Source organism: Deinococcus seoulensis (assembly GCF_014648115.1).
GTDB classification, from domain to species: Bacteria; Deinococcota; Deinococci; order Deinococcales; family Deinococcaceae; genus Deinococcus; species Deinococcus seoulensis.
On record NZ_BMQM01000001.1, the window covers coordinates 169,996 to 191,652 of the forward strand.

Sequence of the window (21,657 nt, forward strand, 5' to 3'; positions counted from 1 at the left end):
TCACCCCTGCGCGACCGCGAACAGGATGGTCGCCTCGGCCACCACCACGCCGTCCACCTCGGCGCGGCAGGTGGTCTTGCCCAGGCCCCGGCGCAGGAACTCCAGTTTCGCGTGCAGGTGCAGCTGATCGCCGGGAATCACCTTACGTTTGAAGCGCGCGCCCTCGATCCCGGCGAGGTACCCGACCGTGCCGGGCTCCAGCTGCCCATGCAGGCAGAACATGCTGGCCTGCGCCAGCGCCTCGGTGATCAGCACGCCGGGCATCACGGGCTCCTGCGGAAAGTGACCGGGGAAGAACGGCTCGTTGACGGTCACGTTCTTGATGGCGTGCACCGCGCCGTCCTCGATGGACAGCACGCGGTCCACCATCACGAACGGAAAGCGGTGCGGCAGGGTCTTCAGAACGTCCTGAATCAGGATGGGGTCCATGATGGGTCTCCTTGAGGGGGGTGCGGGGGACGGGAGCGGCAAGAAAAGCGGGAGAGGCTCGACGGGCCGTCTCCCACATCTTCCCGCAACAGCTTCCCGGAACAGCGCTGTGCTCCGGGCCTGTTCCGAATCCGTCAGCGGCGCAGGTAGTTGTCGCTGGACACCAGCGAGTCGCCCAGCACCGGAATCATCTCCAGGGCCATGCCGGTGCCGACCGCGACGGCCTCGACGGCGTTCTCGGCCACCGCGACCGGAATGCCGGTCGTCTGGCGCAGCAGTTCGTCGAAGTTACGCAGCAGCGACCCGCCGCCGGTCATCACGATGCCACGGTCGATGATGTCGCTCACCAGTTCCGGCGGGGTGATTTCCAGCACGCGCTTGACGCCGTCCACGATCTTCGTGACGGGTTCCGAGAGCGCCTCGACCACGTCCGTGCTGTCCAGGCTGATGGTCTTGGGCAGGCCGTTCACGAGGTCACGGCCGCGCACCTCGGCGGTCAGGTTCTCGGCGTCGTCGAGCAGCATGGCCGCCCCGACCTTCACCTTGATCTCCTCGGCGGTGCGTTCACCGATCAGCACGTTGTGCTTGCGGCGCACGTAGCGGATGATGCTCTCGTCGAACTCGTTGCCCGCCACGCGCATGCTCTCGCTGACGACAATGCCGCCCAGCGAGATCACGGCCACGTCCGTGCTGCCCCCGCCGATATCCACGACCATCGAACCGATCGGCTCGGCAATGCGCAGGCCCGCGCCGATCGCGGCGGCCAGCGGCTCCTCGATCAGGAAGGCGCGCTTGGCGTTGCTGTTCAGGGCGGCGCGCAGCACGGCGCGTTTTTCCACGTCGCTGACGTTGCTGGGCACGCCGACCATCAGCTGCGGTTTGAAGCCGAACAGGCGACCCGCGCTGCCCTGCACCTTCTGCAGGAACATGGTGATCATCTTCTCGGTCAGGCCCTCGTCGGCGATCACGCCGTCCTTGATGGGCCGCACGGCGACGATCCCGCCGGGCGTGCGCCCGATCATGCGGTAGGCTTCCTCGCCGACAGCCTTGACTTTCTTACTGTCGCGCGCCATGGCGATCACGCTGGGTTCCTGGAGTACCAGGCCGCGGCTCTTGCTGTAAATAAGGAACGTTGCCGTTCCAAGGTCAATTCCAATGTCTTCTGACAGCCTCACACTCGCCCTCCGGTCAAAACGTCCCAATCGTAGCACGGTGCATGAGGCGCACTTAAAGCGTTTCTCATACCCTGCCCGCGCCGCCCCGCACGGGCACCCACGCGCCCCGCCGCGCCCGGTTGCCTGCGGGTGAGGGGACCGGTCAGGCGCGGGGCTTGAGGTAGGCGGCCAGCCCCGCGCAGACACTGGTGAGCAGCATCAGCGCCAGCGCCTGCTGGATGCTGCCCAGTCCCGTGACATTCAGCGCGCCGCTCAGGGTGCTTTCCAGGCTGCCGATAGAGCGCAGCCACAGCGGCCCGGTGCCCGCCAGCGAGGCGAACGTCCCCAGGGACAGCAGTGCCAGCGCCAGCGTCACGCCGAACAGCGCCAGCGACAGCACCCAGCCCAGCACGACCCACAGGCGGCGGGCGTTCAAGGGCACTCCAGGCGCGGGCGGGTCGGGGCGGGGCCGGACAGCAGGTCCGGGCAGAAGTGGGGCGCGGTCATTCGGGGCATTCTAGTGACGCTGCCGCAGAACGCCGTGAGGATTTTCACAGCGCCGCCTGGCAGGCCAGCGCCGCGGCGGGGCAGACCAGCGCCGCGTCGGGGCAGGCCGGTGCTGGTCTGGCCGGTGCTGGGCTAGACTGCGCGGGTGAATCTGCCCGCCCGTGTTCGCGTGACCCGCCCCCCACTGCCGCTGGCCCCGGCCCTGCAAGCCGCCGCCGCCCGCCTGTGCCCGGACGCCCCGCAGACCCTGAGTGCCGCCGCCCTGGCCATTGCCGGGGGCAGCGTGATCGGCGCGCACCTGCGCTGGGACGGGGGAGAGGCTGCGAACGTCGAGACCGGCTGGCGCGGGCGTGGAATCGAGGAAGTGCTGGCGCAGACGGTCACCGGGTAGATCACCGGGAAGATTGGCGGGACTGGGGGAACGGACGCACGCCACCCTAACAACCGTTTGGTAGCCTGAAGGCATGACCACCACCGCCCCCACCGCAGCGGACACCGGCATGAGCTTCGGCCTGACCGACGAGCAACGCATGATCGTGCAGCACGTCCGCGAGTACGCCCGCGCCGAGATCGCCCCGCACGCCGCCGCCTTCGACCGCAGCGGCGAGTACCCGCGCGCGCAACTGCGCGGCCTGGCCGAACTGGGCCTGATGGGCGCCACCATCCCCGAACAGTGGGGCGGCGCGGGCCTCGACTCGGTCACGTACGCCCTGTGCCTCGAAGAGATCGCCGCCGCCGACGCCAGCGTCGCCGTGATCGTCAGCGTGCAGAACGGCCTGCCCGAACAGATGATCCTGCGCTACGGCACCGACACGCAGAAAGAAACCTACCTGCGTCCCCTCGCCACAGGCGAACACATCGGCGCGTTCTGCCTGACCGAGAGCGGCGCAGGCAGCGACGCCGCCAGCCTGTCCCTCAGGGCCACCCCCGACGGCGACCACTGGATCCTGAACGGCACCAAGGCCTGGATCACCAGCGGCGGACAGGCCGACACCTACCTCGTCATGGCCCGCACCGGCGGCCCAGGCGCACGCGGCGTCAGTTGCTTCATCGTGCCCGCCAGCACCCCCGGCCTGAGCTGCGGCCGCCCCGAGGAGAAACTCGGCCTGCACGCCAGCCACACCACCACCGTCACCCTCGAAGACGCCCGGATTCCCCACGCCAACATGGTCGGCGAGGAAGGCCAGGGCCTGATCATCGCGCTGGCCAGCCTGGACGCCGGCCGCATCGGCATTGCCATGCAGGCCCTCGGCATCGCCCGCGCCGCGCTGGAACACGCCGCCCGCTACGCCAGCGAACGCGAGCAGTTCGGCAAGAAACTCCGCGAATTCGAAGGCGTGTCCTTCAAGATCGCCCGCATGGCCGCCCGTACCGAGAGTGCCCGCCTCGTCGCCCTGAAAGCCGCGTGGCTCAAGGACCACGGCCAGCCGTACGGCAAGGAAGCCAGCATCGCCAAACTCCTGGCCAGCGAGGCCGCCGTGGACGCTGCCCGCGACGCCATCCAGATCTTCGGCGGCAACGGCTACAGCCGCGAGTACCCCGTCGAACGCCTGTACCGCGACGCCAAGGTCACGGAAATCTACGAGGGCACCAGCGAAATCCAGCAACTCGTGATCAGCCGCGCCGTGTTCGGCGAACTCACGTAAGCGCGCCTGAAGGCTCCCCGGGCGCCCCACTCACCGGGCCGCGCCACACTGAACCATGCCGACCCTGCTGCTGGCCCTCGCCGCCACCGCCAGTCCCTTCACCCTGGGCGACAGCGCGGGCCGCCCCTGGTCCCTGAGCAGCGCCCTGGGCCGCGAACGCATCCTGATTGTCCGCAACCCCAGCGCCGCGTACCTGAACACCGTCCGCGCACAGGACACGGCGTTACAGGTCCGTGACCTGCGCGTCGTGGCCCTGCTCCCACCAGACGACGCCCGCCTGAACGGCCCCCGCACCCTGATGCTCACGCTGCTCGCCGACCCCGGTGGACGCATCGGCGCGCAGTACGGCCCCGCCACCCTGATCGGCAAGGACCGCGGCATCAAGGCCCGCTACCCCGCGCCGCCCGCCCTGAACACCGTCGCCGCCCTGATCGACACCATGCCCATGCGCCAGCAGGAACGCCAGCAGCGGGGCCGCTGACCTACCCCCGCTGGCGCGTCAGCAGCAGCACCCGGTCGTCCGGGCCTCCCGCCTCGCCGGTCACCGTGAAGCCCACCCTCGCCGCCAGCCGCAGTGACGCCGCGTTCCCCGGACTGATGAGGCAGAACGTCTCCCGGCCCGGCACGTTCGCGTCCCGCCAGTCCAGGGTCGCCGCCACGGCCTCGCCCGCATACCCCTGCCCGTGCGCCCAGGGCAGCGTCACCCAGCCCGCCTCCGGAAGGGCGTCCAGTTCAGGGTGCCCGGCCAGCAGATCCCGCTTGAACCGCCCCAGCCCCACCTCGCCCACAAAGCGCCCGGACGCCCGTTCCTCGACCACCCAGTATCCGAAGCCCAGCAGCGCCCAGTGCCCCGGGTGCCGCAGCAGCCGCGTCCACACGTCCTGCCGCGCCAGGGGCCGCCCGCTGGTGTGCCGCGTGACGACCGGGTCCTGCCACAGTTCCACGCAGGCGTCCAGATCGTCCATGCGGTGCGGGCGCAGCCGCAGGCGCGGGGTGGTCAGGATGGGGGCCTGCATACGGTCCGTAGCGTACTGCCCCGACCGAACGGGGGCCGCCCACCCGGAGGTGCAGCGGCCCTGTCGTTCATACGTGGCAATCGGCGGTGGTCAGTCCGTGTACGCGCCCACCGATGCGCTGCTGACCAGTTTGGCGTACTTGGCGAGCACGCCGCGCTTGTAGCGGGGTTCGGGTTGCACCCAGCTGGCGCGGCGGCGGGCCAGTTCGGCGTCGTCCACATGCAGGGTGAGTTTCAGGGTTTCGGCGTCCAGTTCGATGGTGTCGCCCTCATGCACCAGGGCGATGGTGCCGCCCACGAACGCCTCGGGCGCGACGTGACCGACGACCAGCCCGAAGGTGCCGCCACTGAAGCGCCCGTCGGTGATCAGGCCGACGCTGTCGCCCAGGCCCTTGCCGATGATGGCGCTGGTGGGGGAGAGCATCTCGCGCATGCCGGGGCCGCCCTTCGGGCCTTCGTAGCGGATGACGAGCACGTCCCCGGCGCGGATGCGGTCACCCATGATCGCTTCCATGCATTCTTCCTCGGAGTCGAACACGCGGGCGGGGCCGGTGATCTTGATGCTTTTCAGGCCGCTGATCTTGGCGACCGAACCTTCCTCGGCGAGGTTGCCGCGCAGGATGGCGAGGTGTCCCTCGGTGTACAGCGGGTCGTTGAAGGCGCGGATGACGTCCTGCCCCTCGCTGGGCGCGTCGGGTTCGTCGGCGAGGTTCTCGGCGATGGTCTTGCCGGTGACGGTCAGGCAGTCGCCGTGCAGCAGGCCTTCTTTCAGCAGCATCTTCATGACGCGCGGAATACCGCCGACGACGTGCAGGTCGGTGGCCACGTACTTCCCGCTGGGTTTCAGGTCGCAGAAGACCGGGGTGCGTTCGCGGATGCGTTCGAAGTCCGCCAGGGTCAGGTCGATGTCGCAGGCGTGCGCGATGGCCATCAGGTGCAGGACGGCGTTGGTGCTGCCGCCGACGGCCATGATGACCGTGATGGCGTTCTCGAAGGCTTCTTTCGTCAGGATGTCCAGCGGGCGGATGTCCTGCTCGACGAGGTTCAGCAGGGCGCGGGCGCTGTCGGCGCTCGACACGGCCTTCTCGGCGTCCACGGCGCTCATGGTGCTGGAGTACGGCAGGCTCATGCCCATCGCCTCGAAGGCGCTGCTCATGGTGTTCGCGGTGTACATGCCGCCGCACGAGCCGTTGCCGGGGCAGGCGCGTTTCTCGATCTCGGTGAAGTCCTCGCGGCTGATCTTGCCCGCGCCGAACGCGCCGACCGCCTCGAACACGCTGACGATGGTCAGGTCCTTGCCGTCGTAGTGGCCGGGTTTGATGGTGCCGCCGTACACGAAGATCGCGGGGATGTTCAGGCGGGCGATGCCGATCATGGCGCCCGGCATGTTCTTGTCGCAGCCGCCCACGACGATCACGCCGTCATGGCTCTGCCCGCGCGACACGGTCTCGATGGAGTCCGCGATCACCTCGCGGCTCACGAGGCTGCACTTCATGCCCTCGGTACCCATGCTGATGCCGTCCGACACGGTGATCGTGCCGTAGATCTGCGGCATGCCGCCGCCCTCGCGGATGGCCCCCGTGATGTGATCGGCCAGTTCGCCCAGGCCGTTGTTGCAGGGCGTGATGTTGCTCTGCGCGTGCGCCACCCCGATGATGGGTTTCTCGAAGTCGCCGTCCTCGAAGCCCACGGCCCGCAGCATCGCGCGGTTCGGGGCGCGTTCGTCACCCTGCGTGATGTGGTGGCTGTTCCAGTTCAGTTTCTTCTTCTGCGCCGTGTCGGTCATGCCTCACCCTACGCCCACACGCGCGGGCCGGTGCGAAGTGGCACAGACAGGCGCGCGCCGCGCACGCTACCGTGCCGGGCATGACCCGCCCGCACCTGCTGTTCGTGTACAACGCCGACGGCGGCCCCCTGAACGCCCTGAAGGACCTGTGGCACAAGACGGTGTCGCCCGCCACGTACGACTGCCAGTTGTGCGCGGTCACGTACGGCCCGCTCGGCATGCGCCGCGAGTGGCGGGACTTCGTGCGGTCCCTCCCGGCCAGCGTGACCTTCCTGCACCGCGACGAACTGGCCGCGCAGCACGGCGTGCAGGGCGTGGCCCTCCCGGCGGCGTTCGTGCTGGACGGCGCGCAGGTTCACCCCTGGCTGGGTGCCGCGCAGGTCAGGGAGGCGCGCACCCTGGACGACCTGATGTCCCTGGTGCGCGCCTCCCTGCCGACGACCGGGCCGACTGCTGGGCCGACTACCGGGCCGACCTGACTGGGCCGACCTGACTGACCGGGGCGGCCGTCAGCCGATGTTCAGGCCGATGTCGAACGTGGCCGCGTACCCCTTCGTGGGGTCGCCCTTGACGTTCAGGAGGAGCTGGCTGCCGCCGTTACGGTAGATGCCGTCCTGCGCGTTGGGCGTGTCGGCTTTCGTGCCGTGCGCGTTGTACGGCGCGCGGGCGAACACGGCGCTGTTCACACTTTCCGGGAAGAACAGCTGCGACGTGAATTCCCCCGTGGCCTTCCCGCTGGCGTCCAGGGGCCGCAGTTTGAAGTGAATGTGCACGGCCCGCCCACGGTACCAGCCGGGGTAGATGGTCGTGAATTTCGCGCGGCCCTGCGCGTCCGTGACCTGCGAGCCGCGCAGGAAGTCCCCGCTGTTGCCCTGCACGTCTGAGTACACGCCCTGCGCGTCGCAGTGCCACACGTCGATCAGCACCTGCCCGCGCGGCGTGCAGCCGCCCACGGCGACCCGGCTGACCTCGAAGTTCAGGGTCAGGGGCACCCCGGCGCTCAGCTTGCCGGTCGTGGTGTCTCGGCGGATGTCGCTGCGGCGTGGTTCGCTCTCCACGAAGTACGGCCCCTCGGTCATGGCGGGCCGCACCACGCAGCCGGGCAGGCCGCTGCTGGCGCTGACCGGGGCGCTGCTGGCGTTCCCGGCGCCGCGCTGGGCCAGGACACCCCCGGCACCCAGCGCGGCCGCCCCGGTCCCCAGGCCCAGCAGGCGCAGGGCGTGGCGGCGGCTCAGGAGCGTGCCGATCATCTCGTCGTCGTTGTCCTCGTCGGGGGCGTGGGTGGGGGCGGCGGTCGGGTTCGGGCGGTGCGGGTCGTTCGGCATGTGGTGTCCTCCGGTGGGATGGGTGGTGTCCGGTATGGATGAATACCCGGTCAACCCATCCTGCCCCACCCCGGTTAACGGAACGTTGACGCGGCCCCCGGCAACAGCAGGCGCGGCCCCCCTTTCACTGGAGGGGAGCCGCGCCTGCTGAACGGAATCCGTATTACTTGTCGGCGGGGGCGGGCGCGGCGACCGTCACGACGTCCGGGAAGCTCTCGGTGCTCAGGCGGGCCACCTGCGCGTCCAGGTACTTCTGCGCGGCGTCCTTGCCCAGCTGGTCACGGATGACCGGCGCGGCGTCCGCCAGCGGCACGGTGCCGGCCTCGGTGCGTTTCGTGACGACCAGCACGTGCCACCCGAACTGCGACTGCACGGTCTGCACGGCGTTCACGGGACCCTTGAAGCTGGCGGTGTCGAAGGTCTCGACCATCTGGCCGGGGCCGAAGCAGCCCAGGTCGCCGCCCTGCGCGGCGCTGCCGGGGTCCTGGCTCTTCTCGGCGGCGAGTTTCGCGAAGTCCGCGCCGCCCGCCAGGTCCTTCGTGATGGCCTGCGCTTCGGCCTGGGTGGGCACCAGGATGTGCTTCACGCAGGCTTCCTGTTCACGGGCGAAGTCCGCGCGGTGCAGGTTGTAGTACCCGGCGACCAGTGCGTCCCCGAACGTGAAGCGTTCCTGCACGCCGCCCAGGTACGCGCCCACGATCAGCTGCCGTTCCAGTTCGCGGCGCAGGTCGGCGGTGTCGGTGTACCCGGTGGCGTTCAGGGCCTCGGCGAACTCCTCGTCCGTCTCGAAGCCGGAGCGGGCGTCCGCGATCTGCCGGTCCAGTTCGGCCGGGTCGGCCTGCTGGCGGGCGCGGGCCAGCTGGTACACGGCGCGGTCACGCACGAACTGCTTCAGGAAGTCCGGGCGGGCCTCGGCGAACTCGGCCAGGTAGGCGTCCTCGAAGGGAATGCCCTGCGAGTTCACCACGCGCGCCGCCGCCAGCCGGAAGGCACGGTCGAATTCGGCCAGGGTCAGGTCTTCCTTGCCCACGCGGCCCACCAGCGTGGCGGGGTCCTTGGCGGGCGCCGGGGTGGTCGCGGCCGCGCTGGCCGGGGTGGTGGCCGGGGCGGTCTGGGCGCTGGCGGTCGTCAGGAAGGCGGCGCCGCTCAGCAGCGCTGCGGTCAGGAGCAGTTGTTTCACGCCTGATACTGTAGCGTGCCCCGCGCCGCTGTCCATGACAGTCTCCTGTGACGCGCCCCGCGCCGCAGCGTGCCTGCTACAATCCCCCCCGTGCGCCTGAGCCTAGTAGAAACCACCGATCCGCGCGTGTACGACGACGCCGTGAGCCGCATGCCCATCACCAGCGCCCTGCAGGGCTGGGGCTACGGTGAGGCGCGCCGGACGCTGGGTCAGACGCCCACGCGCTACCTGATCATGCAGGACGGCCGGACTGTCGGGGCCGTGCAGTTGCTGCGTAAACGCCTCGTGCCGGGCTTCAGTACCCTGTACGCGCCGCGCGGCCCGGCCCTGGAAAGCCTGGACCTGCTGCCGGCCTTCGCGGAGGCCGTGCGGCGCGTCGCGCGGCCCACCGACGCCTTGCTGAAGATCGAGCCGCCCGTCCCGCTTCCAGCCGGTGACAGCGCCGACCCCGAGGGAACGGGCCTGGCGTACGACGCGCTGCCCGCCGCGTACGGTCCCTTCCAGCGGGCCGAGACCGAGCAGCCCGAGCACACCATCATCGCGGACCTGAGCCGCAGCGAGCAGGAGATCTTCGGGGCGCTGTCCAGCATGGCCCGCCGGAACATCCGCACCGCCGAGAAACTCGGCGTGATCGCCGGACGCGACGACGACTTCGACGCGTTCTGGGAGATCTTCACCGCCACCAATGAACGCGCCCAGCTCGGCGCGTACCCGCGCGAGTACTACGAGACCATGCTGCGCGAATGCAACGCGCACGGCGGCGAGGCGTACATCGTGCTGTCCCGCTACCAGGGGCGCGCGCTGGCCGGAGGGTTCTTCATCAGCATGGGCAAGGGCACGTACTACCTGTTCGGCGGCAGCGTCCGCGACGACCGCGTGGACGAGCACGGCAAACCCCTGAAAGACGCCAAGGCGCCCGACGCGTTCTACTGGAGCGCCATGCTGGACGCCAAACGCCACGGCTACGAACTGTTCGACTTCTGGGGCATTCCGCGCGTGCTGGACGAAAGCAAACACTCGTACGGGGTGTTCAAGATGAAACTCAAGTTCAGCGAGCAGCGCGTCTGGTACCCCGCCTACGACCTGAACCTGAACGCCGCCGCACCCGCCATCGTCCGCGCGCTGCGCTGGCGTAAGACCCGCAACAACGTCCGTAAACGCGGCACTGCCGACGACGTGCTGTAACGCCCGCCCCGTAAGAACGACAGCACAACGACAGCCCAGCCGGAGCGAATCTTCCGGCTGGGCTGTTTCTGTGGCCGGTCAGTTCAGCAGTTTGGCTTCGGTGGGCACCAGCCCCAGCAGCAGTTCCAGACGTTCGAGCACCGTCGCGGCGTGCAGGGCGTCCTCGCGCTGTTCGGGGGTGGTGGGCAGCAGCGCGGCGGCGAAACTGGCCAGCAGCAGCGGATCTTCCGGGGCGGCCTCGCGGACCGTCCCGGCGTCGCCTGGGCGCAGGCGCAGCAGCGCGGCCAGCAGTTGCGCCGCCGTGGCCGAGACGACCTCCTGCGGCAGAGGATCGGGTTCCAGGGGCCACAGGCTCACGTCGGCCGACAGGTAGGGGCGGTCCAGGTGAAAGCCGTCCACCCGGAAGCGTTCGCCGCCGACCACCGCGACCGTGCTGGTGCCGTCCTCGTGCAGGTTGGCCTGCCGGACGTGCGCGAGCGTCCCGACCCTGGAGACCCGCTCGTGAAACGGAAGACCGGACGTTTCGGAGGACTGCACGATCCGCACGATCCCGAACGGTTCGCCGCTGGCCTGCACGTCGGCCAGCAGTTCACGGTAGCGGGGTTCGAACACATACAACGGAAGGACCACACCCGGGAACAACACCAGTTGCGGCAGAGGAAACAGCGGAACGCGCATACCCGCGTATCGTGCGCCCAACCGCGCCCGGCAACATGGGTCAAACCCACAGAACCCGTGTGTGAAGACGCACAGGTCGCGGTCTACGCGCGCGGACGACCAGCAGGGCACACCCGCACGGGACTGCCTGTGCACCCTACCTGGAGCGGAACCCCGCCCGGATCAGGCGCAGCGGATCAGGATTCGCTGGCGTCGGGCGCAGCCGGGGTGCGGCGGCGTCTGGAGCGCTTTGGAGTCGGGGCCGGGGGCGCGCCCCAGTCACTCAGTTGCTCGGGGGTGGCGCCCAGGCCGCTCAGGGTGACCGTGTCGGCGGGCGTGAGGGGAGCGCCCCGCAGCAGGTCCGGGCGGCGGGCCAGGGTGCGTGCCAGGGCCTGCTCTCGCCGCCACGCGGCCACCGCGCCGTGATTCCCGCCGCGCAGCACCTCCGGCACGCCCTGACCTTCCCATTCGGGCGGACGGGTGAATTCCGGGTAGTCCAGCAGGCCAGAGCTGAAACTGTCCGCCTGATGCGACTCCGGGTCGCCGATCACGCCCGGCACCAGCCGCGCCACGGCTTCCAGCACGCAGGCGGCGGCGGCCTCGCCGCCCATCATCACGAAATCCCCGATGCTGAGTTCCCGCGTGACCAGTCCCTCGGTACGGGCGTCGAACCCCTCGTAACGCCCGCACAGGAACACCAGGTGGCGCCGCGTGGCGAGGTCCTCGGCGACCGCCTGCGTGAAGCGCTCCCCGGCCGGGCTGAACAGGATGACCTCGTCGGCCTGTGGGAGGCTGGCCAGGGCGCGCCCGGCCACGTCCACGCGGATCACCATGCCCGCCCCGCCCCCGTACGGGGTGTCGTCCACCTTCTGGTGGCGGTTCCCGGCGAAGTCCCGCAGGTTCACCAGATTCACGTCCACCAGTCCGCGCTCACGGGCCTTGCCCACGATCGCCTCGTCCGCGAACGGTGCCAGCAGTTCCGGGAACAGCGTCAGGAACGAGAAGGTCAGCGGCGCGGCGTCCTGGTGTGGGACAGTCTGCGGGTCCTCACTCACTCGGTGCGCCCGCCTTCCTCGGCCTCGGCGAGGTCCAGCAGGCCGCCCGGCGCGTCGTCCGTCAGGGTCAGGGACAGCGGGCGGCGTCTGGCGTTCAGGTTCACGACCACGTACGGCGCCTGAAGCGGCACGAACGCCTCGCCCTGATCGGCCGCGCGGCGCACCACCAGCAGGTCCTGGTGACCACTGTCGAGCACGTCCGTCACCTCGGCCAGCACCTCACCCGCCGCGCTGCTGAGCGTCAGGCCACGCAACTCGTGGTAGTAGTACACGCCGTCCTCGGGCGCCGGGAGTTCATCGTCGGCCGCGAACACGTTCAGGCCCCGCAGGTCCCCGGCTCCCTCCGGCGTGGTGACACCCGCGAGGTGAAGCACCACGCCCGGCGCGAGCATCTCGGCGCGACGCACGCGCAACCAGCCGCGCTTCTCGACGTACACGCGTTTCAGGCCCGCGAACTGCCGCTGGTCCCCCAGCACGAACACCTTCACGCCGCCCTTCACGCCGTGCGGTCCCAGCACGTACCCCAGGCGGGTGCGTTCCGCCTCTGACATCGTGCCGGTCACGCCTTGCGGGGGGCGTCCAGGTCGACGTTCAGGCGTTCGCGCGGGTCGCTCGCGGCGCGCACCAGCGTGCGGATCGCCTGAATCACGCGGCCCTGACGGCCGATCAGGCGACCCTCCTCGCCCGGCCCGACCCGCACGATCACGGTCGGCCCCCGGCGGGACACGCGCACCTGCGACGGCTGATCCACCACGCTCTGGGCCAGGAAAAGAGTCAGATCAAGAGGATCAGTGTTCATCCGGGCATTCTACAGCATCCGCCCCCACCGCGCGCGGCTCTTTCGCGCTGCGGCACGCTAAAAAGCCCGGCCAGCCGCCCCGGAACCCGCCCTGCTCCTGCTCGCCTGCGCTCGGAACCAGCGGCTTTGTAAGCCATTCAATCGGAGTCCGTATAAGGCATGAAAAAAGGCCCCGCGTGGGGGCCTGTTCTTCGTGCCTGTGGGGTTCGCTTACGCGACCTTCACGCCCTGGCTTTTCAGCAGGCGGCGGGCGGTCTGCGTGGGCTGCGCGCCCTGGGCAATCCAGTACGCGGCGCGCTCGGCGTTGACCTTCAGGTAGTTCTCGGTGGTCTTGCGGGGGTCGTAGTGGCCGAGGTTCTCGATGTAGCCACCGTCACGGGGACGGCGGGCGTCGGTCACGACGATACGGTAGTGGGGGTTGTGGGTAGCACCGAAACGGGACAGGCGAATCTTGACCATGATGGAAACCTCGGGGGGTGGGTGATTGAGGGTACAGCTCCCGCTAGGATCACGGGGTTCATGCGCCCGTCAGCAGCCAACCGGGGTGCGCACCGAACAAGAGTATCAGCACGGCCGCCACTCGGCAAGGGGGCAGGCCGGTCAGAATCCCGGCGGGACCGGCACGCCCCCCCGGCGCACCTGGAAGGCCATGCTGTCCGGCCCGATGATGGAACTCCCGCCGACCGTCCCGACCGGCGTGCCGCGCCCCACGCGGTTCCCGACGCTGACCAGCGGCTCACGCAGCCCGAAGTACGCCGTGACGCTCGACCCGTGATCCACCAGCACCACCCAGCCCAGCGACGCGTAGTACGTGACGGCCAGCACGTTCCCCTCCTGCGCGGCCACCGCCTGCGGGCCACCGCTGAGCACCACCCACGGCGACCCGCCAGCCCCGTACGGCGTCTGCACGCGCCCGCCGGGCAGCGGGAATCCCAGCGGTCCGCTCAGGGTCGGCAGGGGCGCGAGTTGCTGCTCGACCTGCACCTGCGCCTGCTGCACCTGCTGACTGCGCTGCTGCAACGCCGCCTGCTCGCGCTGCACCTGCGCTTCCCGCTGGGCCTGCGCCGCCTGCTGCGCGGCGCGTTGCCGGGCCGCCTGCGCGGCTGCCTGGGCGTCGGCGGCCCGCTGGCGCGCCACGCGTTCCTGCTCGGCGCGGATGCGGGCCAGTCGCAGCGCCTCCTGCCGCGCGCGTTCCTGCGCCTCCGCGATCCGGCGGGCTTCCTCCGCCCGGCGGCGGCGTTCCTCTTCCAGGCGGCGCTGCCGCTCGGCCTCCAGCCGGGAGCGCTCGGCCACGACCTGCCCGACCAGCTGATCGATGGTCTGCGCCGCCAGTGCCTGCTCGGCCTGCCGCTGCGTGGCCAGGGTCCGCTTGCCCGCCTCGCTGGAGCGCAGTTGCGTCAGCAGCGCCGTCTGCTCGGCGCGGCGGGCCGTGAGGTTCTTCAGGGCCGCCGTGCGCTGCGCCTGCAGGGCCTTCAGGTCCTTCGTCTGCTGCGCCTGCTGCGCTTTCTGCCGGTCCAGCACCTCGATCTCGCCCGCCAGCGTCTGAATGACGCGGGTGTTGTACTCGCCCGCCATGTTCGCGTACCGCAGCCGGATCAGCAGGTCCGACAGGCTGCGCGACTGGGACAGCAGTTGCAGGTACCGGCCGCTGCGGTCCCGGTACTGCAACTGCAGGATCTCGCGCACGTCGTCCTGCAGGCGGGTCACGCGTGCTTGCGTGACGTCCAGTTGCGAGGTCGTGTCGGCCAGTGCGCGCTCGGCCAGCGCCACGCGCGCCGTGACGGTCGCGATCTCGTTCTCCAGTTTCGAGGCGCTGGCGGCCAGGGTGTCCAGCCGCGCCAGGGTCTTGCGCTGCTGCGCGCTGAGGTTCTGAATGCTGCGGCGCAGGTCCTCCAGTTCACGGGCCTTGGCGGCGCTCAGTTGCCGCTGCTGTTGCAGGTCACGCTGCAACTGCTCCAGCCGGTCACTGGTACTCAGGTCGGCGGCCGGGCCGGTGGCCGCCTGCTGCGCCGCCACGCCCTGCCAGCGGGACACGCCCGGCGCGGCCGTCAGCAGTGACGCGCCCAGCAGCAGCGCCGCCCGGCCCCGGCGGTTCACGCGCACTCCGGCGAAAGGGGAGGCTGCCCGGCACGCCTGCGGGCTGCGGGCACCACGCACGGAGTCCTGATCATTCCAGCTCCCGCAGGTAACGGCGCGTGGCGAACAGGCTGCCCAGCAGCCCGATCAGGATGCCCAGCAGCGCCACGCCGCCCAGCAGCGGCAGCAGCGTCCCGGCGTCCTGCACGACCGGGAACACCGGCGCCAGCTGCTGCACGCGCCGCGCCAGCCCCAGGTACGCCGGGGTCAGGATGCCCAGCGACAGCGCCGCCGCCGCCGTGCCCACCAGCAGGCCCTCGATCACGTGCGGCATGCGGATAAAGCCCCGCGTGGCCCCCAGCAGCCGCATCACGCTGATCTCGTCCCGGCGGGAGTACATCGCCACGCGCACCGCGTTCAGGATGTTGAACAGCGTGCCCAGCAGCAGCAGCCCCACCAGCGCGTAGCCCGCGCCGCGCACGGCCGTCAGGGTCTTCACGGTCGGGTCCACGTACCCCGCGCCGTACTCGACGTCCTCCACGCCGGGCAGGGCCGACACGGCCGCCGCCACGCTGCGGGAATCCTCGACCCGCGCCACCCGCATGCGCAGCGTGTCCGGGAAGGGGTTGCCCACCAGCGCCGCCGCGTCCCGCGTGTACGGCGAGTCCTGCGTCATCTCGGTCAGCACCTGCTCGCTGGTCACCAGCGTCGCCTGCGTCACCTGCGGCAATGCCTGCACCTGCGCGAGCAACTGCTCGTCCTGCGCGTCGGGCCGCAGGAACGCCGCGACCTCCACCTGCGATTCCAGCTGCGAGAGCGTACGGTTCACGTTCAGCGTCAGCAGCAGCACGAATCCCAGCATCAGCAGCGTCAGCGTCATGGTCATCAGGGTCGCCAGGGTCGCCGTGACGTTCCCCCGCATCGCCAGCAGCGCCTCCCGGAAGTGGTAATTCACAGCGCGTACCCGCCGTACGGATCGTCCCGTACCAGTTTGCCCTTGCGCAGCGTCAGGGTGCGGTGCCGGAACGTCTCGACCAGATCGCGGGCGTGCGTGGCGACCACCACGGTCGTGCCGCGCAGGTTCACGTTCTGCAGCACCTTCAGGACCTCGCGGCTGTTGTCCGGGTCGAGATTCCCGGTCGGCTCGTCGGCCAGCAGCAGCGGCGGGTCACCCACGATGGCCCGCGCGATCGCCACGCGCTGCTGCTCGCCCTGCGACAGTTGCAGCGGCAGCGCGTACTTCTTGTGCTCCAGGCCCACCGTGCGCAGCGCCGTCGTGACCCGCTGCGGCCACTCGCGCTGCGGCACGCCCGTCACGCGCAGCGTGAACGCCACGTTGTCGTACGCGTTCAGGTGTGAGAGCAGCAGGTTGTCCTGAAACACCGTGCCCATGCGGCGGCGCAGCAGGGCCGTCCGGCGACCCCGGTACCGGGCCAGCGGCTCGCCCGCCACGCGCACCTCGCCCCGGCTGGGCAGCGCCCGCTTGAGCACCAGACTCATGAAACTGCTCTTCCCGGCCCCGGAATGCCCGACCAGGTACACGAACTCCCCCTTGCCGATCTGCAGGGACACGTCGTCCAGCGCCAGGGTGCGGGTCACGGGGTACTCCAGTGAGACGTTCTTGAAATCGATCACGCCGACCACCCGGACAGGTAGCGCAGCGACGGAAGAAAAGGACCTGTCATGCTCGCGGCACAGCATAGCCCACCCCCGCCCCCACACCATGAAGCCTTGCGCAACAGCGGCGCGCCCAGTCACCCGAACCGCGCAGCAAACAGGGTGAAATCCTCAAACGCACTTCACCTGCCAGCACTATCCTGCGAGGCGTGAACGCCAAACGCCTGACCACCGTCGGGGTTGCCCTGTCCGCCACTGCCGCTGTCGCCTACGCGCAGTTCGGTGGGTACACCCAGGCGAACCTCGGCAGCACCGCCACCGGCAAGACTTTCCTGAAGGTCATCAACGACCTGAACACCCTGTACCTGTACCCGGTGGATCAGGACAAACTGCTGCGCGGCGCCATCACCGGCGCGCTGGGCAGCCTGGACGACGAATTCACGTACTACAGCCAGCCCGAAGACAACGCCATTGACGCCGAGAACCTCAGCGGCGAGTTCTACGGCATCGGCGTGCAACTCGTCGCCGCGAACCCCGACGGGACCGGCGGCAAGATCGACAACGTCTTCCGGACCGGCGCGGCCAGTAACGCCGGCGTGCAGATCGGCGACGTGTTCGTGAAAATCGGCGACAAGGACGTCCTGACCGGCAAACTGAACGACATCGTGCGCCTCGTACGCGGCCAGAAAGGCACCACCGTCACCGTCACGTTCGCCCGCGACGGCAAACCCTACACCGTCAAGATGGAACGCCAGCCGGTCGCCATCGTCAGCGTCGAACAGACCGTCCTGCCCGGCAACATCGGCTACATCGCCCTGAACACCTTCTACAACGAGAAGGCCAGCGAGCAGTTCCGCGCCGCCGTCGCCGACATGAAAAAGAAGAAGGTCAGCAGCCTGATCCTCGACCTGCGCGACAACGGCGGCGGCCTGCTGAGCGCCGGCGTGGACGTCGCCGACCAGTTCATGCAGAGCGGCCCGATCGTCAGCCTGCGCGACCGGAACAAGAAAACCACCGTGTACGGCCGCGCCACCAACGCCGCCAGCGACTACACCGGCAAACTGATGGTCCTGGTGAACAAGAACAGCGCCAGCGCCAGCGAGGTCGTCTCCGGTGCGCTGCAGGACGTGGGCCGCGCCACCATCGTCGGCGAGCAGACCTTCGGCAAGGGCGTCGCGCAGATCCCCGAAACCCTGCCCGACGGCGGCAAGGTCGCCATCGTGAACAGCGAGTGGCTGACCCCCAAGGGCCGCCAGATTCACAAGAAAGGCGTCACGCCCGACGTGATCGTCAATGACACCCGCTACACCACGCCCCCCAACCTGACCGGCAGCGGCGTCACGCCCGGCGCGAAACTCACCTTCACCATCGAAGGGAAACCCGTCACCGTCACCGCCGACAAGGACGGCAAGTTCAGCTACACCGGCGAGATCAAACGCCCCAGCCGCAGCGCCGCGCAGGGCGAAGCCGTCGTGGACCTCCAGACCGACGCCATCCTCAAGAAAGCCGTCGAACTGCTCAAGAAGTAAGCCCCACCGCAGCACGCAGGCCGTCTTCCCGGGCGTGGGAGGCGGCCTGCGTTGTCAGTCCCAGTCCCATTCGCGCCAGTCGCTGGCTTTCGCGTCTGCTGTGCTGGTGGCGGGGTGTGCGGCCCGCCTGTCGCCCTGCCCGGTCTCTCTGCCCGGCGCCGGGTACCAGTCGTACGCGGAGGCCAGCGCGAGGTCCAGCCGCCCGCGCAGCAGCCCGTGCAGGTGGCTGCGTTCACGGTCCGTGACCCGCCCGATTTCCTGCGCGACGCGGTCCAGTGCGGCGTCCAGGGCGGGCAGGTACGGTTCGCGCGCCTTGCGGACCGCGCCGCGCCGCAGCGGCTCCGGGTGAATGACCGGATGGTACGACCCGGCGGCGGCCTCCAGCAGCAGGGCGCGGCGCTGCTCGCGGGTCTCGCGGGCGCGGGCGGCCCGGTCGCGGGCGTCGGCGGCGCGGGCCTGCGCGGCCAGGAAGGCATCCTGGCGTTCCACGTCCAGCACGCGCGCCTCGGCGTACAGTTTCACGGGCGGCAGGCGGCGGCGGCCCATCTTCAGGCCGTTCGGGCGGGTCCCGTCGTGCTCGCCCAGGAAGCGGGTGATCAGGGCGGGTGTCCAGCCACGCTCCTTGAGGTCCTGGGTGGCCAGGAAGCCCGGCGGGTTGACGGGCGCGGTCTTCTTTTCTGGTTGCTGCGGCGTGTCGGGTTTGCTGTCTGACCTGGGGGGTGTCACGGCAGTGGCGTCCACTCGCGGCGCAGCAGGTCCAGTTGCACGCTGTCGTGCCGCACGCCGCGCACCAGTCTCGCCTCGCGCACGCGGCCCGCCTCGCGGAAGCCCAGGCGGTGGGCGGCGCGGATCATGCGTTCGTTGCCTCCCCAGGTGCTGAAGGTCAGGACGTGCGCGTCCGTCTCGTTCAGCGTGGCGTCCACCCACAGCGCCAGCGCCCGCGAGCCCACACCCCGCCCCCAGAACTGCGGATCGTGAATGATAATTCCCAGGTCCCACCAGCCGCCGTCCTCGGGCGGTGTCTCCGAGCGGTTCACCATGCCGATGCACTGCCCGTCCAGCGACACGACCCGCTCGTTCGGGTTGGGCGGCGTGCGTTCCAGTTGCTCCACGTACGCCGCCAGCGATCCGGTCGTCTGCACGGCGTGCAGGTACGGGGCGTCCCAGTCACGCCACTGCGCGTGCGGGTCCGTGAACCAGCGGCGCAGGGCAGGCAGGTCACGCGGGCGGCGGCCCCGGATACTCAGGGTCGACAGGTCCAGCCCCGGCGCGCCGGACACGCGGGTGGGGGAGAGGCCAGCAGGAAGGTCGGTCACGCCGGTATCCTGCCACGCGCGCCGCCCCGCACACCGTCAGCGGGTGCCCAGATGGGCCAGCAGGGGCGGCAGCAGCGTGCCCACTCCCACCAGGACCGCGCCCGCACTGCCCAGCAGCACCGCGCCCGCTGCGGCGTCCTTGGCGACCTTCGCCAGCGGATGCCACTCGGGGCTCACGAGGTCCACCACAGCTTCCAGCGCCGTGTTCACCAGTTCCAGGCTCAGGACCAGCGCGCAGGCCAGCGCCACCGGCGCCAGCGGCGCACGCAGCCACACGCACAGGCCCAGCGCGACCAGCGCCGCCCAGCACTCCACCCGGAAGTTCGCCTGCGTGTGGTAGGTGTGTGCCGCCCCGGCCCACGCGAACCGCGCCGAACGCCACCAGCGGCGCGGACTGCGTGCCGAGGGTCGCCGGGCCGCGCCCGGTTCCGGCGGCGTGCCGGGTGCGGGCGGGCTCATGCGCCGTCAGGCAGGGCTGCGTCAGGCGCGGCTGTTCCGGGCAGCGTCTCGGCAGGCAGCGCCGACTGCGCCGCGCGCCACGCCGCGTGGAACACCTCCCACTCCGGCCCCTGCGCGCCCTCCTCGAAGCCCAGGCCGTCCGCGTGCGGGTGGTCGTTCCCGACCAGGTGGGTCAGGCCGTGACTGGCGAGCAGCGCCACCTCGCGCGTCAGGGAGTGCCCGCGCGCGTCCGCCTGCCGCTGCGCGGTATCCAGGCTGATCACGATGTCCCCCAGGTGCGGCGGCACGAACGGATCGCCCGGCTCCCAGGTGGGAAAGCTCAGGACGTCCGTCACGGCGTCCTCGCCCCAGTGCTCGCGCTTCAGGGTGCGGATGGTGCGGTCGCCGACCAGCACGACCGTCACCTCGCGGTCCGGCACCTCGAAATGCGCCATCACCGCCTCCAGACTGGCCCGCAGCGCGGGGCGCAGACCGGCGGGCGGGGTTTTACGGACGATCAGATCAATCACTTGATAGAGGATAGTGGATGGCAGATGGCAGATGGCGGGTGGCAGATGGCGGGTGGCGAGAGGCCCGGCTTACCTGCTCGCCGGGCCTCTGCTTGCATCAACCATCAACCTTCAACTGTGGACAGTGTTGTCCCCGTCGCCTTCGGGGATGCTGGCGAACTCGCCGCGACGGGCGGCGCGTTTGTCCTGTTCGGCGTTCTCGGCCGTCTCGTATGCCTTGATGATGCGGCCCACCAGCGGGTGACGGACCACGTCCACCTCGGTGAACTCGTGCCAGGCGATGCCCTCGATGGAACTCAGGACGCGTTTGGCGACGGCCAGTCCGCTGGTGATGTGGCGCGGCAGGTCGATCTGCGTCACGTCGCCCGTGATCACGACCTTGCTGGAGAAGCCCATGCGGGTCAGGAACATCTTCATCTGCTCGCCCGTGGTGTTCTGCGCCTCGTCCAGAATGATGAACGCGTCGTTCAGGGTGCGGCCGCGCATGAATGCCAGGGGCGCGATCTCGATCACGCCGCTCGTCAGGTACGACTCGAACTTCTCCTGGTCCAGCATGTCCTGCAGCGCGTCGTACAGGGGGCGCAGGTACGGGTCGATCTTGGCCTGCAGGTCGCCGGGCAGGAAGCCCAGTTTCTCGCCCGCCTCGACGGCCGGGCGGGTCAGGATGATGCGTTTGACCTTCTTGGCTTTCAGGGCCTGCACGGCCATGGCGACCGCCATGTACGTCTTGCCGGTCCCGGCCGGACCGACCCCGAAGGTGATGTCGCTGCGTTCGATGCTGTCCAGGTACAGTTTCTGCCCAGGCGTCTTGGGTTTCAGGCCGCGCGGCAGGTTCAGGCCCGTCACCTGCGTCTCGGCGGCCAGACTGCGGCCCTCGCCGCTCAGGCGTGCGGAGCGCAGCAGGCTCTCGGGCGTCAGTTCGCCGCCGCCGCGCACCACGTCCAGCGCGTCGCGGACCATCCGTTCGGCGCCGCGCACGTCGGCCTCGTCGCCCGTGATGGTGATGGTTTCGCCCCGCGCGACCAGTTTCGCCTTCGTGAGTTCACGCATGCGGCGCAGGTTCGCGTCCCCGGCCCCCAGCAGCGAGTACGCCTCGCGCTGGTTCTCGATCTGGATGGTGGCGGTGGTCGGGGCGGTCGTCGCGGCCGGCACGGGCTGGCCCGACTCGTGTTGGGGGTGTGTCAAGTGTTCTCCAGTCGCGCGGCGTGGCGCACCCTCCCCCCGTGACCGGGTGGGGAGGCAGGAAGGCGTCGGGTCATCGGGATGCCCCATTCTGTGCGGGAAGGCCCCCTGCTGGCCGTGTCCCGCAGCACATTCTCCGGCGGTGCCGGGCCGCGCGGCATCCGCCAACTGGACAGGTTCGGCCCCGCGCAGGTGGCCGGGTGCGGGGTTCTCGGGGGGGATGCTCTAGAC

General features: G+C 70.1%; 26 protein-coding genes. 6 read left to right on the plus strand and 20 right to left on the minus strand.

Annotated elements, in window-relative coordinates; genetic code table 11:
- The 3 genes from fabZ to IEY70_RS00760 all read right to left on the minus strand — a co-directional run bounded on the left by fabZ (nucleotide 1) and on the right by IEY70_RS00760 (nucleotide 2,019).
- The gene (fabZ, locus tag IEY70_RS00750) at nucleotides 1-429 is read right to left on the minus strand and encodes a 3-hydroxyacyl-ACP dehydratase FabZ (protein ID WP_189063065.1); all 429 of its coding nucleotides are present in this window, start codon (nucleotides 427-429) and stop codon (nucleotides 1-3) included.
- A 134-nt stretch (nucleotides 430-563) separates the two neighbouring features.
- Nucleotides 564-1,640: a rod shape-determining protein gene (locus IEY70_RS00755; protein WP_444542423.1), complete on the minus strand. Its 1,077-nt coding sequence runs from the start codon at nucleotides 1,638-1,640 to the stop codon at nucleotides 564-566.
- Nucleotides 1,641-1,746: 106 nt separating this feature from the next.
- On the minus strand, nucleotides 1,747-2,019 hold the full coding sequence (locus IEY70_RS00760; RefSeq protein WP_229777520.1) for a hypothetical protein: 273 nt from the start codon (nucleotides 2,017-2,019) through the stop codon (nucleotides 1,747-1,749).
- Between the two features lie 216 nt (nucleotides 2,020-2,235).
- Here IEY70_RS00760 and IEY70_RS00765 point away from each other — a divergent pair, with 216 nt between their 5' ends.
- From IEY70_RS00765 to IEY70_RS00775, 3 genes are all read left to right on the plus strand, one after another.
- Nucleotides 2,236-2,481 (plus strand): hypothetical protein, encoded by a 246-nt coding sequence (locus IEY70_RS00765; RefSeq protein WP_189063068.1) that lies wholly within the window; start codon nucleotides 2,236-2,238, stop codon nucleotides 2,479-2,481.
- A 73-nt stretch (nucleotides 2,482-2,554) separates the two neighbouring features.
- Nucleotides 2,555-3,736: an acyl-CoA dehydrogenase gene (locus tag IEY70_RS00770; RefSeq protein ID WP_308425494.1), complete on the plus strand. Its 1,182-nt coding sequence runs from the start codon at nucleotides 2,555-2,557 to the stop codon at nucleotides 3,734-3,736.
- Nucleotides 3,737-3,791: 55 nt separating this feature from the next.
- A complete protein-coding gene (locus tag IEY70_RS00775) occupies nucleotides 3,792-4,217 on the plus strand; it encodes a DUF4174 domain-containing protein (RefSeq protein ID WP_189063069.1) in 426 nt (141 codons plus the stop codon).
- A 1-nt stretch (nucleotide 4,218) separates the two neighbouring features.
- Here the strand turns inward: IEY70_RS00775 and IEY70_RS00780 are convergent, their stop codons facing one another.
- Both IEY70_RS00780 and ilvD read right to left on the minus strand, forming a co-directional pair.
- Nucleotides 4,219-4,752, minus strand: coding sequence for a GNAT family N-acetyltransferase (locus IEY70_RS00780; RefSeq protein WP_189063070.1), 534 nt, complete (start codon nucleotides 4,750-4,752; stop codon nucleotides 4,219-4,221).
- A 90-nt stretch (nucleotides 4,753-4,842) separates the two neighbouring features.
- Nucleotides 4,843-6,537: a dihydroxy-acid dehydratase gene (gene ilvD / locus IEY70_RS00785; protein ID WP_189063071.1), complete on the minus strand. Its 1,695-nt coding sequence runs from the start codon at nucleotides 6,535-6,537 to the stop codon at nucleotides 4,843-4,845.
- 80 nt (nucleotides 6,538-6,617) lie between these two features.
- Between ilvD and IEY70_RS00790 the strand changes: the two genes are divergently transcribed.
- Complete coding sequence (locus tag IEY70_RS00790; protein WP_189063072.1) at nucleotides 6,618-7,016, plus strand: hypothetical protein; 399 nt, start codon at nucleotides 6,618-6,620, stop codon at nucleotides 7,014-7,016.
- A gap of 30 nt (nucleotides 7,017-7,046) precedes the next feature.
- On the opposite strand, the gene IEY70_RS00795 is transcribed toward IEY70_RS00790, so the two are convergent.
- Both IEY70_RS00795 and IEY70_RS00800 read right to left on the minus strand, forming a co-directional pair.
- Complete coding sequence (locus tag IEY70_RS00795; protein ID WP_189063073.1) at nucleotides 7,047-7,862, minus strand: intradiol ring-cleavage dioxygenase; 816 nt, start codon at nucleotides 7,860-7,862, stop codon at nucleotides 7,047-7,049.
- A gap of 163 nt (nucleotides 7,863-8,025) precedes the next feature.
- Entirely contained in the window at nucleotides 8,026-9,042 is a 1,017-nt protein-coding gene (locus IEY70_RS00800; protein ID WP_229777521.1) for a peptidylprolyl isomerase, read from the minus strand.
- A 90-nt stretch (nucleotides 9,043-9,132) separates the two neighbouring features.
- Here IEY70_RS00800 and IEY70_RS00805 point away from each other — a divergent pair, with 90 nt between their 5' ends.
- Nucleotides 9,133-10,227, plus strand: a complete 1,095-nt coding sequence (locus tag IEY70_RS00805; RefSeq protein WP_189063075.1) for a lipid II:glycine glycyltransferase FemX — start codon at nucleotides 9,133-9,135, stop codon at nucleotides 10,225-10,227.
- A 78-nt stretch (nucleotides 10,228-10,305) separates the two neighbouring features.
- On the opposite strand, the gene IEY70_RS00810 is transcribed toward IEY70_RS00805, so the two are convergent.
- The 8 genes from IEY70_RS00810 to ftsE all read right to left on the minus strand — a co-directional run bounded on the left by IEY70_RS00810 (nucleotide 10,306) and on the right by ftsE (nucleotide 16,449).
- Complete coding sequence (locus IEY70_RS00810) at nucleotides 10,306-10,905, minus strand: LON peptidase substrate-binding domain-containing protein (RefSeq protein ID WP_189063076.1); 600 nt, start codon at nucleotides 10,903-10,905, stop codon at nucleotides 10,306-10,308.
- A 176-nt stretch (nucleotides 10,906-11,081) separates the two neighbouring features.
- Nucleotides 11,082-11,939 carry a tRNA (guanosine(37)-N1)-methyltransferase TrmD gene (trmD, locus tag IEY70_RS00815; protein WP_229777522.1) on the minus strand — a complete coding sequence of 286 codons (858 nt, stop codon included), beginning with the start codon at nucleotides 11,937-11,939 and terminating at the stop codon, nucleotides 11,082-11,084.
- Nucleotides 11,936-12,490, minus strand: coding sequence for a ribosome maturation factor RimM (gene rimM, locus IEY70_RS00820; protein WP_189063267.1), 555 nt, complete (start codon nucleotides 12,488-12,490; stop codon nucleotides 11,936-11,938). The genes trmD and rimM overlap by 4 nt, the downstream gene beginning before the upstream one ends.
- 8 nt (nucleotides 12,491-12,498) lie before the next feature.
- The gene (locus IEY70_RS00825) at nucleotides 12,499-12,738 is read right to left on the minus strand and encodes a KH domain-containing protein (protein ID WP_189063077.1); all 240 of its coding nucleotides are present in this window, start codon (nucleotides 12,736-12,738) and stop codon (nucleotides 12,499-12,501) included.
- Between the two features lie 210 nt (nucleotides 12,739-12,948).
- Nucleotides 12,949-13,197, minus strand: coding sequence for a 30S ribosomal protein S16 (gene rpsP / locus IEY70_RS00830; RefSeq protein ID WP_189063078.1), 249 nt, complete (start codon nucleotides 13,195-13,197; stop codon nucleotides 12,949-12,951).
- Nucleotides 13,198-13,338: 141 nt separating this feature from the next.
- Nucleotides 13,339-14,835, minus strand: coding sequence for a murein hydrolase activator EnvC family protein (locus IEY70_RS00835; RefSeq protein ID WP_229777523.1), 1,497 nt, complete (start codon nucleotides 14,833-14,835; stop codon nucleotides 13,339-13,341).
- A gap of 70 nt (nucleotides 14,836-14,905) precedes the next feature.
- Complete coding sequence (locus tag IEY70_RS00840; protein ID WP_229777524.1) at nucleotides 14,906-15,769, minus strand: cell division protein FtsX; 864 nt, start codon at nucleotides 15,767-15,769, stop codon at nucleotides 14,906-14,908.
- Nucleotides 15,766-16,449 carry a cell division ATP-binding protein FtsE gene (gene ftsE / locus IEY70_RS00845; protein WP_189063079.1) on the minus strand — a complete coding sequence of 228 codons (684 nt, stop codon included), beginning with the start codon at nucleotides 16,447-16,449 and terminating at the stop codon, nucleotides 15,766-15,768. Before ftsE ends, IEY70_RS00840 begins: the two co-directional genes overlap by 4 nt.
- Before the next feature lie 191 nt (nucleotides 16,450-16,640).
- Here ftsE and IEY70_RS00850 point away from each other — a divergent pair, with 191 nt between their 5' ends.
- Nucleotides 16,641-17,960 (plus strand): S41 family peptidase, encoded by a 1,320-nt coding sequence (locus IEY70_RS00850; protein WP_189063080.1) that lies wholly within the window; start codon nucleotides 16,641-16,643, stop codon nucleotides 17,958-17,960.
- 54 nt (nucleotides 17,961-18,014) lie between these two features.
- On the opposite strand, the gene IEY70_RS00855 is transcribed toward IEY70_RS00850, so the two are convergent.
- The 5 genes from IEY70_RS00855 to IEY70_RS00875 all read right to left on the minus strand — a co-directional run bounded on the left by IEY70_RS00855 (nucleotide 18,015) and on the right by IEY70_RS00875 (nucleotide 21,396).
- Nucleotides 18,015-18,701, minus strand: a complete 687-nt coding sequence (locus IEY70_RS00855; protein WP_373290725.1) for a hypothetical protein — start codon at nucleotides 18,699-18,701, stop codon at nucleotides 18,015-18,017.
- Nucleotides 18,683-19,207: a GNAT family N-acetyltransferase gene (locus tag IEY70_RS00860; RefSeq protein ID WP_189063271.1), complete on the minus strand. Its 525-nt coding sequence runs from the start codon at nucleotides 19,205-19,207 to the stop codon at nucleotides 18,683-18,685. The genes IEY70_RS00855 and IEY70_RS00860 overlap by 19 nt, the downstream gene beginning before the upstream one ends.
- A 105-nt stretch (nucleotides 19,208-19,312) precedes the next feature.
- Nucleotides 19,313-19,735, minus strand: a complete 423-nt coding sequence (locus IEY70_RS00865; RefSeq protein WP_189063081.1) for a diacylglycerol kinase family protein — start codon at nucleotides 19,733-19,735, stop codon at nucleotides 19,313-19,315.
- Nucleotides 19,732-20,244, minus strand: a complete 513-nt coding sequence (gene ybeY, locus IEY70_RS00870) for an rRNA maturation RNase YbeY (protein ID WP_189063082.1) — start codon at nucleotides 20,242-20,244, stop codon at nucleotides 19,732-19,734. Before ybeY ends, IEY70_RS00865 begins: the two co-directional genes overlap by 4 nt.
- A 111-nt stretch (nucleotides 20,245-20,355) precedes the next feature.
- Nucleotides 20,356-21,396, minus strand: a complete 1,041-nt coding sequence (locus tag IEY70_RS00875; RefSeq protein ID WP_373290733.1) for a PhoH family protein — start codon at nucleotides 21,394-21,396, stop codon at nucleotides 20,356-20,358.
- Between the last annotated feature and the right edge of the window lie 261 nt (nucleotides 21,397-21,657).

Excerpts from the sequence above, each read along its gene's own strand:
- IEY70_RS00795 (WP_189063073.1), bottom strand. The coding sequence starts at position 7,862 with ATGCCGAACGACCCGCACCGCCCGAACCCGACCGCCGCCCCCACCCAC.
- IEY70_RS00790 (WP_189063072.1), top strand. The coding sequence starts at position 6,618 with ATGACCCGCCCGCACCTGCTGTTCGTGTACAACGCCGACGGCGGCCCC.
- IEY70_RS00775 (WP_189063069.1), top strand. The coding sequence starts at position 3,792 with ATGCCGACCCTGCTGCTGGCCCTCGCCGCCACCGCCAGTCCCTTCACC.
- IEY70_RS00865 (WP_189063081.1), bottom strand. The coding sequence starts at position 19,735 with ATGAGCCCGCCCGCACCCGGCACGCCGCCGGAACCGGGCGCGGCCCGG.
- fabZ (WP_189063065.1), bottom strand. The coding sequence starts at position 429 with ATGGACCCCATCCTGATTCAGGACGTTCTGAAGACCCTGCCGCACCGC.
- rpsP (WP_189063078.1), bottom strand. The coding sequence starts at position 13,197 with ATGGTCAAGATTCGCCTGTCCCGTTTCGGTGCTACCCACAACCCCCAC.
- IEY70_RS00780 (WP_189063070.1), bottom strand. The coding sequence starts at position 4,752 with ATGCAGGCCCCCATCCTGACCACCCCGCGCCTGCGGCTGCGCCCGCAC.
- IEY70_RS00810 (WP_189063076.1), bottom strand. The coding sequence starts at position 10,905 with ATGCGCGTTCCGCTGTTTCCTCTGCCGCAACTGGTGTTGTTCCCGGGT.
- ilvD (WP_189063071.1), bottom strand. The coding sequence starts at position 6,537 with ATGACCGACACGGCGCAGAAGAAGAAACTGAACTGGAACAGCCACCAC.
- rimM (WP_189063267.1), bottom strand. The coding sequence starts at position 12,490 with ATGTCAGAGGCGGAACGCACCCGCCTGGGGTACGTGCTGGGACCGCAC.
- IEY70_RS00825 (WP_189063077.1), bottom strand. The coding sequence starts at position 12,738 with ATGAACACTGATCCTCTTGATCTGACTCTTTTCCTGGCCCAGAGCGTG.
- IEY70_RS00770 (WP_308425494.1), top strand. The coding sequence starts at position 2,555 with ATGACCACCACCGCCCCCACCGCAGCGGACACCGGCATGAGCTTCGGC.